This window comes from Rhizobium sp. CF122, assembly GCF_000282035.1.
Taxonomy (GTDB): Bacteria; Pseudomonadota; Alphaproteobacteria; order Rhizobiales; family Rhizobiaceae; genus Rhizobium.
The window spans coordinates 14,376-27,598 of the sequence record NZ_AKKA01000110.1; the positions used below are offsets into that span (position 1 = coordinate 14,376).

11 protein-coding genes and 1 pseudogene are annotated in these 13,223 nt (G+C 60.7%); 8 read left to right on the plus strand and 4 right to left on the minus strand.

The features are described 5' to 3' along the window. The first annotated feature begins 62 nt into the window (after positions 1–62). The 6 genes from PMI09_RS26665 to PMI09_RS26690 all read left to right on the plus strand — a co-directional run bounded on the left by PMI09_RS26665 (position 63) and on the right by PMI09_RS26690 (position 8,724). Positions 63–2,318, plus strand: coding sequence for a glycosyltransferase family 2 protein (locus PMI09_RS26665; protein WP_007801687.1), 2,256 nt, complete (start codon positions 63–65; stop codon positions 2,316–2,318). Beyond that, the gene (locus tag PMI09_RS26670; RefSeq protein ID WP_007801688.1) at positions 2,315–3,154 is read left to right on the plus strand and encodes a class I SAM-dependent methyltransferase; all 840 of its coding nucleotides are present in this window, start codon (positions 2,315–2,317) and stop codon (positions 3,152–3,154) included. Before PMI09_RS26665 ends, PMI09_RS26670 begins: the two co-directional genes overlap by 4 nt. After that, positions 3,151–4,401, plus strand: coding sequence for a glycosyltransferase family 4 protein (locus tag PMI09_RS26675; protein ID WP_007801690.1), 1,251 nt, complete (start codon positions 3,151–3,153; stop codon positions 4,399–4,401). The genes PMI09_RS26670 and PMI09_RS26675 overlap by 4 nt, the downstream gene beginning before the upstream one ends. 8 nt (positions 4,402–4,409) lie before the next feature. Continuing rightward, positions 4,410–5,138, plus strand: a complete 729-nt coding sequence (locus tag PMI09_RS26680; RefSeq protein ID WP_007801692.1) for a hypothetical protein — start codon at positions 4,410–4,412, stop codon at positions 5,136–5,138. 86 nt (positions 5,139–5,224) lie between these two features. Then, positions 5,225–7,408 carry a hypothetical protein gene (locus PMI09_RS26685; protein ID WP_052026610.1) on the plus strand — a complete coding sequence of 728 codons (2,184 nt, stop codon included), beginning with the start codon at positions 5,225–5,227 and terminating at the stop codon, positions 7,406–7,408. After that, entirely contained in the window at positions 7,405–8,724 is a 1,320-nt protein-coding gene (locus PMI09_RS26690) for a glycosyltransferase family 4 protein (protein WP_007801697.1), read from the plus strand. Before PMI09_RS26685 ends, PMI09_RS26690 begins: the two co-directional genes overlap by 4 nt. A gap of 326 nt (positions 8,725–9,050) precedes the next feature. Here PMI09_RS26690 and PMI09_RS26700 read toward each other — a convergent pair whose 3' ends face one another. Beyond that, positions 9,051–10,043, minus strand: coding sequence for a hypothetical protein (locus PMI09_RS26700; RefSeq protein ID WP_037084266.1), 993 nt, complete (start codon positions 10,041–10,043; stop codon positions 9,051–9,053). Here PMI09_RS26700 and PMI09_RS26705 point away from each other — a divergent pair. Further along, complete coding sequence (locus PMI09_RS26705) at positions 10,005–10,361, plus strand: hypothetical protein (RefSeq protein WP_007801703.1); 357 nt, start codon at positions 10,005–10,007, stop codon at positions 10,359–10,361. The genes PMI09_RS26700 and PMI09_RS26705 overlap by 39 nt on opposite strands. 60 nt (positions 10,362–10,421) lie before the next feature. Here PMI09_RS26705 and PMI09_RS26710 read toward each other — a convergent pair whose 3' ends face one another. Both PMI09_RS26710 and PMI09_RS26715 read right to left on the minus strand, forming a co-directional pair. Further along, entirely contained in the window at positions 10,422–10,841 is a 420-nt protein-coding gene (locus tag PMI09_RS26710; RefSeq protein WP_007801704.1) for a type II toxin-antitoxin system VapC family toxin, read from the minus strand. Then, entirely contained in the window at positions 10,838–11,092 is a 255-nt protein-coding gene (locus PMI09_RS26715; RefSeq protein ID WP_007801706.1) for a FitA-like ribbon-helix-helix domain-containing protein, read from the minus strand. The genes PMI09_RS26710 and PMI09_RS26715 overlap by 4 nt, the downstream gene beginning before the upstream one ends. Positions 11,093–11,462: 370 nt before the next feature. On the opposite strand from PMI09_RS26715, the pseudogene PMI09_RS31060 reads away from it, so the two are divergent. Continuing rightward, positions 11,463–11,708 (plus strand): annotated as a pseudogene (locus tag PMI09_RS31060) (DDE-type integrase/transposase/recombinase); the annotation flags it as partial. Between the two features lie 448 nt (positions 11,709–12,156). Here the strand turns inward: PMI09_RS31060 and PMI09_RS26725 are convergent. Further along, positions 12,157–13,077: an ArdC family protein gene (locus PMI09_RS26725; protein ID WP_007801710.1), complete on the minus strand. Its 921-nt coding sequence runs from the start codon at positions 13,075–13,077 to the stop codon at positions 12,157–12,159. Positions 13,078–13,223 lie beyond the last annotated feature (146 nt).

Below are 13,223 nucleotides of genomic sequence, written 5' to 3' on the forward strand. Positions count from 1 at the left end.
GCGTGAACCGCGCGCCCTGCTTCCTCCCGTGGGGCGCGCCATTCCAATTCAGAGGATAGCGTGTGACGTTCGACGTATCGATAAACGCCACGGGCGATTTCAGGAATGCAGAGATTTTTCGGCTCGGCGCCGATCTGGCCGTCCTCATCTTGGATCTCCCCCCAGCCCTTCCCTCAGCCACAAGGTGCCTGTTGTCCATGGACCAGTCGCCGGTACCGCTCGTCAGCATGACGCTCCCGCTTGGCAACGGACGGCAACGCATGTTCTGGGCGATGAGGCCAGGAAAGCAGCCGGAGAGCGTAGACATCTGCACTGAAGACGGTTGCACGATTGATACCATCGTGATGCAGCCGGCGCGCATGCTCGCGCCGCTCGATGTTGAGGCCCTATTCGCTGATCTCGCGCCAGATGCTCGCATCAAGTTCGTCAACAATCTCCTGACTGTGTGGCGAAGCGCCTTCCGCATTGCCAGCGACGATCTGTTCAGCATGGTGGTTGAAGACGCTCTTCACGTGCTCGTACCCGAACCGCAGTCCGCCAGCATCGTGTGTCAGGTTGCGCAAGGGCGCCATCTGATTGAGACGACCATCAATCCGGATCTGGGCGACATCACAGCGATCTATGCGGTCGGCGCGGCGTCGATCACACGCCTGGCCGTAAGGGTTGTCCTCGGGCGCAATGCGAAACACGGCTCGCGATCGTGCCATTTCATCACGGATGCGCCTTCCCCATCTCCTCCGTTGCTCATCGTCCTTCTGAGCAAGAATGGCGTCGCCATCCGCCAGCTCGCCGACGGCAAGTCTCGCTATTCCAGCCTTCAGAGTTGGTGGGATAAAAACCGCCAGGCGGTGGAGTTGCGCGAAATGATTGTCCGTCGGCTCGCCGCGTTGCCGGAAAACGGCGCGGCCATGGCGATCGACCTGCAAGTTCGCGCACCACTGGCGACAAGCCGGATCGCCAAGTCATCGATGCATCCGTCCGGAGAAGTCGATCTCGCACTGGTGCTCGACGGCGGTCTTCTGGCCGGCGGCTGGTTCCATGCGCCGTCAACCGCCTTCGCCGGCATCGATTACCTCAAAGAGGACGGCACGGCCGTGCCGCTCGACGGGAACAGCTACGAATTTCCGGCATGGGCGCAAGGGACCGATGAAAAGAGTAAGACCGATGTGACCGGTTTCGTTGCCTGGGTCCCTCTGACAGAATCGCCCGGGCCGCTGCTGCAGCCACGATTTCAGATGCGCCTCGCCTCTGGAGCGACAATGGCTCTCGTCCCGAAGCCACAGGCCTTCGAGGCCGCAATGCAACGAAACCACCTCCTTCGCGCCGTGCCCCCGCAGCATGCGGTCGACCGCGCCTTCCGTACAATCCTCGCCCCCTCCTTGCAGAATGTCGAGCGGCGATTGGGCAAGACCATAGAGGTCAGCCGCACCAAGGACTACGGCATTCCCAAAGGTGCGCCCCTCGTTTCCATCGTAGTCCCACTATACCGGGTTCTCGACTTCCTGCGTTTCCAGTTATCCGGGATGGCGACGGATCCGTGGCTCGCCGACAACGCTGAGATCATCTATGTCCTCGATTCCCCGGAAATTCAGGACGAGACGGAGCACCTGCTGGGCGGCCTGCACCTTCTGCACGGACTAGCGATGAAGTTCGTCGTGATGAATCGCAACGGAGGCTACGCGCGCGCTTGCAATGCCGGCGCACGTTTTGCACGCGGCGCCATTCTGGTGATGCTCAATTCGGATGTTGTGCCGTCAGCGCCAGGCTGGCTCCAAGTGTTGTCGCGTCCGTTGCTGGAAAGGCCAAACCTGGGCGCGATCGGCCCGAAGCTGATTTTCGAAGACGGATCGCTGCAGCATGCCGGGCTCTACTTTGGCCGCGACCAGCGCGGGATCTGGCTGAACCACCATTTCCACAAGGGCATGCCGCGCGACTACGCGCCGGCGCAGCATGCCCGCGAGGTTCCCGGCGTCACCGGCGCTTGCCTCGTGACCCGCAGGGACACTTACGAGAGCGTTGGTGGTTACACCGAGGACTACGTGATCGGCGACTACGAAGACAGCGACCTGTGCCTCAAGATCCGTCGCCTCGGGCTCCAGATAGTCTACGAACCGGCAGCGTGCCTTTATCATTTCGAGCGTCGCTCGATCCGCCGCAGCGAGGACTACATGCGCGGCGTGGCAAGCCAATACAATTCATGGCTACACACCCAGCGTTGGGAGGACGACATCACCGAACTGATGGCGATTCAATTCGGCAAAGACCCGGATCGACACGCCGCCACTGGTGGGAGAATCCCGGAAAGGAGCGCGGCGTGACGCAAGCGGCACTCATGCATCCGCCCGCGCCGGCCCGGCTGATCGATGAAGACCGTGTTCGCTGGCTCATCGATTCCGTTCGGTGCAATCGTTTTCTGCCGCAACCGGATTCAACCAACGTCGTCGTCGGAGACGGTGATTTTCGCGCGATAGGGGCGGAGTTTCTCGGTTACTTTATTCGCATCGGCGGCCTGCGCGAAGACAGCCGCGTGCTGGACATTGGTTGCGGTATCGGCAGGATGGCGGTGCCGCTCACCCAGTATCTCGATCAGCAAAAGAGCCGCTACGATGGGCTCGACCCGGTCGAGGGCGGCATCGGCTGGTGCCAGCGTACGATCACGCCCGCCTACCCCAATTTCGCCTTTCACCGACTGGATATCGCGCACGAGCTCTACAACCCGAACGGCAAGATCAGCGGAAGGGCGCTGGCGCTGCCCTTTCCCGATCATCATTTCGACTTCGTCATCATGACGTCCGTGGTCACTCATTTGCCGCCCGCGGAGGTGCTTGTATACCTCTCCGAGGTCCGCCGAGTGCTGTCACCCGGGGGCCGCTTGTTCATGACCGCGTTCGTGGTCGACGGCATCGCCGCGGCAAACGAAAACGGACGGCGCGATCCGCGTCTCGCTTTCCGTCGCTATCGCGAAAGCCCATGTTGGTTCGTACCCAACCAGCCACCGCTTGCCGCAATCGGCTTCGAAGAAGGCTTTCTGGACAAGGCGCTCGAACGGGCCGGTCTCTCCGTCGCGCTGAAATCGCTTGGCCGTTGGCGCGGCACAAACGCTGGCCACCATCAGGACTTCATCGTGGCAAAGCGCCGGGGAAATGGTCGATGAGCAAGCGCATTCTGGTGGCCGCCCACAACCATCCGTCCCTCCATCCGGGTGGAACGGAGATATTCGCCCACGACTTGTTTCGCGCCTACCAGCGCGCTGGGCACGAGGCTCTGTTTCTCGGTGCCACGAACCAGATCCATCGCGAGGCGAGGCCGGGCACCAGCTTTCAGGGCGTCGGCCCGGCGGGAGACGAGCTCCTGCTGTGGTCGGGACACTTCGACCACTTTTTCATGAGCCAGATCGACCTCTATGGCGTGGTGCCCGATATAACGGACTTGCTGCGCGAGTTCCGACCGGATGTAGTCCACATCCACCACCTGTTGCTGCTTGGCGCTGAGTTCCCTCACATTATCCGCCGCACCCTGCCCCACTGCCAGATCGTCATGACGCTCCATGACTACTACCCGATTTGCCATCATGACGGCCTGATGGTGCGCACCGGCACCAAGGAGCTTTGCCATCAAGCCAGCCCGGACCGCTGCCATGGCTGCTTCAAGGACATTCCCCTCGATCGCTTTGTCCTGCGCGAACGGCACCTGAAGGCCCTGCTGAGCACGGTTGACCACTTCGTATCACCAAGCGCTTTTCTAAAGGATCGCTTCGTGCAGTGGGGATTGGACGAAGATGCGGTCAGCGTCATTCCCAATGGCATCCCGGTCCGAAAGGCCGGCGCGCAACGAGAGCTGCTCGAAGGCGGGCGGCCTATCTTCGGCTATTTCGGAAATCTCAATCCCTGGAAAGGGGTGACCGTATTGCTCGACGCCGCGCGCCAGCTTCTGGCCGATGGCCACGAATTCGAGCTGCGCGTCCATGGCGGCGCGCCATTCCAGAGCAAGACCTTCGTCGACGAGGTCGATCGCCGCTTCGCCGAAACGGCGGAATGCGTTCAGCCCCGGGGTCCTTATCGACGAGAAGATATCGGCGATCTGGTGGCCGCGGTCGATTGCACCATTGTTCCTTCCGTCTGGTGGGAGAACGCGCCGTTGGTCATTCAGGAAGCCCAGGCTCAGGGGCGTCCGGTCATCGCCAGCAACATCGGGGGCATGGCTGAAATGATCGAGCACGGCGTCAACGGCCTGACTGTGCCACCCAACGATGCGCGAGCACTCGCCGCGGCTATGCGTAGCATATTGGAACAGCCGAACCTGCTGCGCCAGTTCGCCGAAAACGCTCGCAAGCCCGACGACATCGATACGACCGCCCGCCGCTACCTCAAGCGGATCGAGCCGGCACTGCTTCCGGCATAGGAGAACTCATGGCAAGTCCCGCTGAACGACCGGATGCCGCATCCGAACAGGACAACGCCAAGCCGATGAACGGCCGGGTGGATGCCATCGACATGGGCCGGATCTTCGGCTGGGCGTTCGACCCGGTTTCGCCGGACCAACGACTGACCATCCGCGTCCTGCTCGATGGAAAGGTGATTGCCGAAACGGTTGCCGATCGCAATCGTCCCGACCTGCGGCGCAACGGTATCGGCGACGGTAATCACGCATTTGAAATAGCATTGCCCGATCCCGTCCAGTCGCGCGCGAACGATCTCGTGGTCGTGGCGCGAAATGGAAGCGGTTCCGAGCAGCCCCTGCGCGTTCCGCAGCCGGACGAGCAGGCGGCCGAAGCTCTGATCGCCGCGCCGCTGGCGAAAGTGCTCGACAAGCTCGACGTACTGATGGCGTCGCAGCGGCAGCTGCAGGTCTCACAGCGCTCGCTGCAGCGCGCACCGGAAATCGATGCCGACAAGACCGGGACTGGCCTGACCGACGTCAGAAACGCCGTCGAAAGTCTCTGGGTGGATATCGGCCAGCGGCTGAACGATCTCGATGTCCATTTGATGCGGCTGGATGGGGTGGTGGCGGGAATGGAGAAGAACCTGACTGCGTTGCAGAAGCGCAAGAACGGCGAGTTGAAACCCTTGCTGCTGCTGCTGTTCGCTCTTGTGGGATTTGCCGCTGGCGCTGGCCTCGCGCTCATTGCCAGGATTTGACACGGGGAGGTTGAGGCGTGCTGGTTACAGAACAGTCCCCCGCGGTTAGGAACCCCACGGCGGTTAAGCATGGGGCCAACAGGGCGATGCGCCCTGGAAGGGTTATCGGCTGCCGCGTAAACGAGACCACCTTGCTGATCGTCGGTCTCGGTCGTGTCCTGGCAGGCGAAGTGGTGGCCGGCGAAGTGATAGTCGGCGTCGACGGCGATCAAACGGGCACGCGAAGCGCGTTTGTCTCGGAATGGCGACTGGCCGCTCCTTCCCCAAGGGCCAAGCACGGCTTCGCGGCGCTCCTGCCGACCGAGGGCACGGACGGCGCCATGACTGCGATACGGTTCGGCGAGGAGGAAACGAGCGTACGCTATATCTTTGCGCCCCGACTTGCCTCCCCGGAGGAAGCAGCCGCGATCGTGGCCGAAACCGCGGGACCTCAGTCAGCCGCCGTCATTGACCGGCTTGTGGACGTTATGATGGCCGGCAACCCTAACCGCGGTGGACTTCTGACCATCACCGCGCTTCTGCAGGCAGCCCACGCAAACGATGGTTTCATCGAGTTGATTGGTGAAAGCCATGAAGGCGCGACGTTCCTGCAGGGCTGGAGCCGCGGCATGGCGCCCGGTCCTTGCCGGGTGTCGGTGGTTGGCAACGCGACACCGGTGGCCTCGGAGTGCGGCATCGCCGTCTTTTCCCGCCCGGATGCGCCCGATGGCGCCCCGGGTTTTGTTGGTCTTCTCGCGGCAACCAAGGATGTCCGCGCGCGCGACATCGAAGGTCTGGTCTTTCGGGGGCGCGCCGGCTGGAGGCATGCCCCAGTCCACCCCCGAAAGCGCATCCTCGGCCCGCTGGAAACGCCCGAACACGTCAGGTCAATCCTGCCGCGCGCACATGGTGCGCCAGACATGCTCCTATCCCTACGAGCGGCCGCTAACAGCTTTGATGGCAAAGAAACCATCTCCAGCCTGCCGTTTCCCGTCCGGATGGGAATAGACAATATGTTTGAGGCCGATGGAGGAAAACTCCTCGCCTCCGGTTGGCTTTATGATCCCGACGCCCACGTCACGGCGGTAAGACTTCGTAGAGGTGACGGCGCGGCTTGCCTCGACGAACGCTGGACGCGCCTCGATCGCCCCGATGTCACCGACAGTTTCAATGACCAGCAGCACTTCGCGCCGAGCATTCGAGGTGAACAGCGTGCCCATGGGTTCATCGCCCACGCCCATTTGCCGAGTGAAGATCTTGGTGCGCCTCTCTACTTCGAACTGACGCTACGCGATTCGCGTCGTGCGTTCTTGCCAGTTAAACCAACGCGGGTTTCGGCGCGCCTGGCGGCATTGCGCCAGATCGGTTCCATCGATCCAACGAACTGTGCGTTGCCGGCGATCGTCGACACACAAATTGTACCGTTCCTCAGCGAATCCGGACGGTCGACGCCGGTCACCGACGCAGTCCTGGACGCTGGCGCCTTCGATCAGGAGAGCAGCCCGCCGATCGTCATCGGTGCTGGGGAGGGAGAGGAGAACATCGCCCCGCTGCTGGCCTTGCTCGCGCTAGATCCGGAGACCCGACGCGCGCCGATCGTGATCGCCATGCCTGCCGATCGCTTTCGCAGACAAGCCGCCCGCCTCAAAGAACTCGTACGGTTCTATCGCCTTTCGGCCAGGTTCGTATCGGTCAAGGGCGCAGGCGACTTCTACGACATGCTTGAAGCAGGCACGCAGGCACTCTCCTGTGAAACGGTCGTGTCGCTCTCCGCCTCACTGGTCCCGCGCGCGACAGGCTGGTACGGCAAGCTCTTGGCCACGGCTGGAACCGTGAAAGGAAGCATCATCTCGCCCGTACTGGCTTACGAGGACGATTCCGTTCGCTGGGCGGGAAACTGGATCGATTTTGACAACGGCGATCAGCCAGTTGTGGGTCGCTATGCCGGATATCCGCTCAAAGCAGTTACCGAAATGAAACTGACCCGCATCGCGGCGGCCTCGCTCGAATGCTGCGTCACGCCCCGCGACGCCCTGTCGCGCTTGGGCGGCTTTTGCGGCGGCTATCTGGGCGCGCAGGAAAAAGGCCTGGATCTCGGTCTCCGTCTCAGCCGGTGCGGCATCAACTCCTATTTGCTGCCATCGGTGCAGATATGGGGCTGCGACGACGCATGCGACTGGAACAGTCCGGCAATGGCGGCTCTGGTGGAAGAGATCGATCGAAAGATCTTCAAGAGCCACTGGTCGCCTGTCCTCGTAGGTGAAAAACACCCAGAAAAGAGGCCCGCATGAACGAGCAGCTTCGTGTCCTTGTCGTCTCGCATGCTCACCCGACAGTGTCGCTCGGCGGGGCAGAAATCGCTTCGCACAACCTGCATCGTGGCCTAAACGCATTGCCGGACGTTAGGTCGGTTTACCTGGCCCGGGTCGGCCACCCTGTACCCCGGCATGCCGCGTCCGCGCTGATGAGCTATCGCCTTGCCGAAGATGAGTTGCTATTTCACACGGACGACTACGACCATTTCTTGTTGTCCAATGGCGATACGCAGGCGATCAGTCGGGACCTGTTGCGCTTCGCGCGGGATCTCAGGCCCCATGTCGTGCATTTCCATCATGTTCTCGGTATCGGTCTCGAAGCGCTCTATGCCCTTAGAGAGGCATTTCCTCACGCGGCCATACTGGTCACGTTCCACGAATACCTTTCGATCTGCCACAATCACGGGCAAATGGTGAAACGACCTTCCGGCCAGCTCTGCGAAACGGCCTCCCCCATCGCCTGCCACGGCTGTTTTCCCGACATCCCTGTCTCGCATTTCTTGAAGCGGGAGTTGTTTGCACGCGGGATGCTTGGCCTTGCCGACGCCTTCGTTTCGCCCAGCCGGTTTCTGGCAGAGCGCTACATCAAATGGGGCATTGATAAGGACAAGCTCTGCGTGATCGAAAATGGGATCGCTTTGGAAGCGGGTGCCCCCGCCCGCGAGCTGCAAGGTCTCAAGCCGCGTCGCAACCGCTTTGCCTATTTCGGCCAAATGACCCCATTCAAGGGTGTCGACGTCCTGATTGACGCAATTTTGCGCATCCCGAAGGACATATGGGGCGACGACTCCTGCCTGATGATCTTCGGCGGCAACCTCGAGCGACAGCCGGTCGAATTCCAGGAACGGATGAAGAAGCTTATTGCAGACGCCGGCCAGCGCGTCCGATTCTATGGCGCTTACCAGAACGCGGACATGCCGCGCCTGATGCGTTCGGTCGACTGGGTGGTTCTACCGTCCGTCTGGTGGGAAAATTCGCCCGTTGTGATCCAGGAGGCCCTGCTACATCGCAGGCCGATGATCTGCTCCGACATCGGCGGGATGGCCGAGAAGGTGCGGAATGGACAGGACGGCCTGCACTTCCGCGCAGGAAGCAGCCAGGATCTCGCGGACCGCATCGTTGAAGTATTGGGCGATAACCAAACCTGGGATCGGCTACGCGCGTCCATGCGACAACCCGCCGACCACCTCGGTTGCGCGCGCGACCACTTCAAGCTCTACCGCACGCTGCTGCGGCAGAAACGCGATGCCGCCATGGCGGAAAATCCTGCGCTTGTCTCGCACGCGCTTTGACCACGCTCATCCTGAGAGACGATCGACGCAACCAACTCCGGCGGCGAGATTTAGCTTGCGACGCCATCATCGCTCTTGTGGACGCGCACATGATCAGGCCGTTCGAGTTCCGCGGCGGCACTTTCTGTTGCAAGTCGCCGCAGGCTTTGTGTCTGCCAACTCGCATGGCGCGTACCCGCGCCGACGTCGGTTCCTCCGTCAGCATGGAGATCGAACCCCTCGCCGGTAGGTGGCCCTCGGTCACCTGAACAGCGTATCCGAAGCACGTCGCGTGAGGCGGATCACGGGATCTCCTTCCGGTCTTTGCACTTGTTTTGCTCGTAGTTCTAAAAACCAGTGCCCTCTTTCGGGAGACCCGCATTGGCCAGAAGCGCGGTGCCATCCGCCCTGCGGCTGCGTGCAATACGGCCGTCCAGTTCCGCTAGCCGGCCGGCGAAGCCAGCATTTTCCGGCTGACACATCATGGCGTCCACAAGCATGGTCCGCGCCGTCGCGAGCTCACCGTCGCGAATATGGCGGTTGGCCCGATGATAGAGGAAGTTTGCTCGCTCGAGTGGAGAAAACGACGAACCGAAGCGCGCATGAAATCGGTCGGCCCAGGCAGGATGGCGGGCTATGGCCGTCACAGCGATCTGATAGGGTCGCATCGGCGCCACCACGCGGGCAGCTCGGGCCAGAGCGCGTAGCCCCCGAAGATCGTCTCCGCGGCAGGCCTCGATCAACGACAGCGCGCGCTCGGTCCCGGTGAAAGCCCGAACGGTGCCATGGCCGGTCATGTGGACCGGCACGAGGTGCGTCCTCTCCTGCAGCGTCGCGATCTGCGCGGCGTGGCGGTGGTCAACGGCGTGGAACGGATCGAAGAAGAGATAGGCGCGCCCAGCCGCGTGATCCGGCGCGATCCCCATATTGGCGTGCAGGTCGGGCGAGAAATGCCGTGCGAACCGCCCGTCGAAGGGAGCGACCTTCGGATCTATCGAAACTTGCGGGCAAAAGGCGATGGCAACGGAGGCGTTGAAGCGCCCGCGGTAGCGCAGCGCCGCGTAACCGCCCTGCGAGTGCCCGTAAAGTATCCGCTCCGGTGCCGCACGAAGAATGGGCGCGGCCGCTTCGACTGCCTTGACGACGCTCGCCGCCGGAAACCAGTTCGGCCGTCGACTGATGAAGCCCAGCGCCGAAATGTCGGCTTTCTCGCAGAATCGCTGCGCCCAGAACCGGCTCCCGTTCGCCTTCATTTCCATCTCATTAAAGGTGACCAGAAGATATGGTGATGATCCTGGACGATGTATCACCTCAAGGTTCTCGTCCGAAAATATGCGCATACCATCCACCCAAACAACTTATCCAACAAATATACTTCAATATTTGAAATATACTTACTCTTCTTGCAACTAGACAGAAACTCTATTGCGAAATCAACCCGCTTCGTCGCCGAAGTGCATGCGGATTTCATCGACAAGGTGAAAGCCGGCGAACTCGACACGGAGCAGAAACAAAAAAAGCTCCTCGAGCCTTACGCGGAGGAGCTTAAGGGCAAATATCCCGAGTGGGAGAATTTGCAAGTTTCAGTGGTTGCGGGGGCTTGCAACCAACGATTCCTGCGATTGGTTGAGCGCGCGATACCAAAACTGGCGGCATAAATCATTAGGCCCTTGGTCTTGAACCGACACGAACCTACGACACCTAGATCCACACTGTCGTTATCGGGACCAGGGATTAATCACTTTCAACCCAGCGGCCTCGAACGGGCTTGTGTCGCGAGTTGCGACCGCGAGGCCATTCGCTACTGCTGTGGCGGCAATGTAGCCATCAGCCGTGCCGATCGCTTTCCCAGATACTCGAGCGCGCGCCATCAGTTCCGAGTAAAACTGGGAAGTCGCCAGATTGAAGGACAGGATGCGCTCGGAAAAGTGAGGCAGCACTTCGCCCTCAAGGCGGTCGCGAAGGATAGTTTGCCGTTTCCCTGAGGGCATAGCAGCGATCCCGAAGCGGAGTTCAGCAATCGTTATTGCGGATAGGAACAGCGTCTCGATGGCTTGGGCGTCCAACCAGGCGACCACGGCCTCATCAGGAACCGGTTTCCACGGCTCGGATATAACGTTGGTGTCCAGCAAGATCATTCGAAGGTTATCGGTTCAGCAGGCGTGTTGTCGCGGCTCTTCTGCAGGGCTTCAACGTCGCTGTTGGAAAGCTCGGCGTCACGACCAATAGCTGCCAGCAAAGAGCCGAGCTTAACGCGTTCCGGGGGACGAACGGCGGCCTCAATAATGTCACGGATCTCTGCCTCGGTGCTTCGGCCATGATGAGCCGCTCGCACCCGCAAGGCACGATGTGTTTCATCAGAAAGATTTCGAATGGTGACCGCCGGCATTGATATCACCTCCATGGAAATGATGAGTTTGATATCAAAGTATGCAGAAGGACACCAACTTTCAAGGGGTCAATAATGAGGACGAAAACCATGTCGGTTCAGGCCTCCCGCGTTGAAAGGAGTAGAACTACGGGCCTGCAAGTTCGAGATTGCAGCATATCCTTTCTTCATGAAACTGCGTCATCGGCAAAGCGTCCATGCGCGGGTTTGACTGCTTGCCAACCTGGCACCTCGTTTTGGATGCGTCGCGAACGGACGAGCCCGTCCGTTTTGCGAACCGGCATCTGCGCTTTCATTCCGCCCTTAATCGCCTGGCTACATTAACAAGCATTCTGTCAGCGCCCCTTGCACCGAATAAGGAAAGCGAAACGTGAAGGGCAAGTGGGTCTATCTCTACCGGGCCGTCGACAAACACGGCGAGACGATCGAATTTTACTTGTCGCCGACCCGTAACGCCAAGGCTGCCAAGCGCCTTTTGGGCAAGGCACTTACCGGCCTGAAGGATTGGGAGAAGCCTCAGAGCATCAATACCGACAAGGCGCCAACTTATGGTATTGCCATTGCGGCGCTGCAAGCTCGACCGCAATTTGCGGAGGCCTGTCGGCGCCAGGAGGTCCGCCTTGATGGGATTCAACCCCTGGGCAGCCGTCTAGGAGCCGTAAATTCAATGCTTAAAGCAATGTTCGCGATGCCACTGGAGAAAATGGGGTGGTGGCTATAGCGAAGTTTCCATATGCCTGCAGATCGAAGCGAAGAATCGTTCCGTAAACTACATCGATCCGCGCGAGTGGGACACTGAATCTATCGCTGCCGCTGCGATTACACGACATCGGTCGTGGAGGCGGCCGCCAACACATCCTGGCGACGATCGGCAAGGACTTCGCCGTGGCCTGGAACGCCGTTTTGCGAAGTTCGAAGCCGGCTCTTTTTGAAGGCACATACGTCTTCGTAGGCGCGGCTCTGTAGCCATGATAAGCTCCGCCTCGAGAAAATACCATCTGCAGACCCCGCAATTAAAACATGCTTGTTATCTTGGTTGCGGGGGCAGGATTTGAACCTGCGGCTCACGCCGCCTCCCCTTCCTCATGCTCCGGCTGCAGATGGTGCAGGTAGCTGACAGCGCGTTGCGCGTGGCTGGCCGCAGTAAAGATCGCACGCTTGTCGCCTGAGAGAACCTTGAGCCAGGAGGCGAGATAGATCGCATGGTCGGGTCGCGGTTCGAGTTCTGGAACAATGCCGAGATCGGCGCAGAGGAAGCAACTGCCGAGCTCGGCGATCAGTTCCTCGCGGGCGCGTTCGCTGTTGTCCTTGGCGTAACGGCTGAGGTCGCGATTAAGACGATGCCGGGCTGCCGTCCAGTGGGTCAGCTCATGACTGAGGATGGCGACATAGGATTGAGCATCCCGGAAGGCTTCGAAGGCCGGCATCTGGATGTAATCGCGGGCCGGGGCGTAGTATGCCGACGATCCGCCGTGCCGGATCAGGGCGCCGGTGTTGGCGAAGAAGAGGTCGGCATGCCCGATCCGGCTGATCGGATCTGGGACCGGTGTGACTGGCCGAAAGCGCTCGTCCAGTCCTGCGATCTGTTCGGTGTTGAAGACGGTGTAAGCTTTCAGAAACGGGATGTCGTGCTCGACCGCATCGCCGATCTCATTGGTTTCGGCCCGGATAAAGGAGCTGGCAAAGACGACTGTCGTTCCGGTCTCGCCCTTGCGAACGGCGGCACCGAGTTCGAGGGCCTGACGAAATGTCATCCAGGTCGGCGAGGTAAAGCCGCGGGCAATGGCTTCGGACCAGAGCAGCAGGACGTTGATGCCGGAATAGGGTTGGCCGTTGTGACGCAGCGGCCGGGTGATGCGGTCGCTTGCCTGTGTCGTGTTCCAGGGCTGCATCCAGGGTCGTACGCCCTGTTTAAGTTCGGCGATGATCTTGTCGGTGATGCGGCTGTAGAGATCGGATCGTTGGCTTGTTGGCTGCCTCGTCATGTTTAAACCTCCGTTTAAGGTCGCGACCATCGCGACCTGCTACGGCGGTCCTAAAGCCGGGCTCAAGCGCTGGTCCGCACCCGATAGGGCCGCAACGAAAGTGGAGGACGGCAAAGCCATTGCGGGGCAGCGCGGGCCCGGCAGGA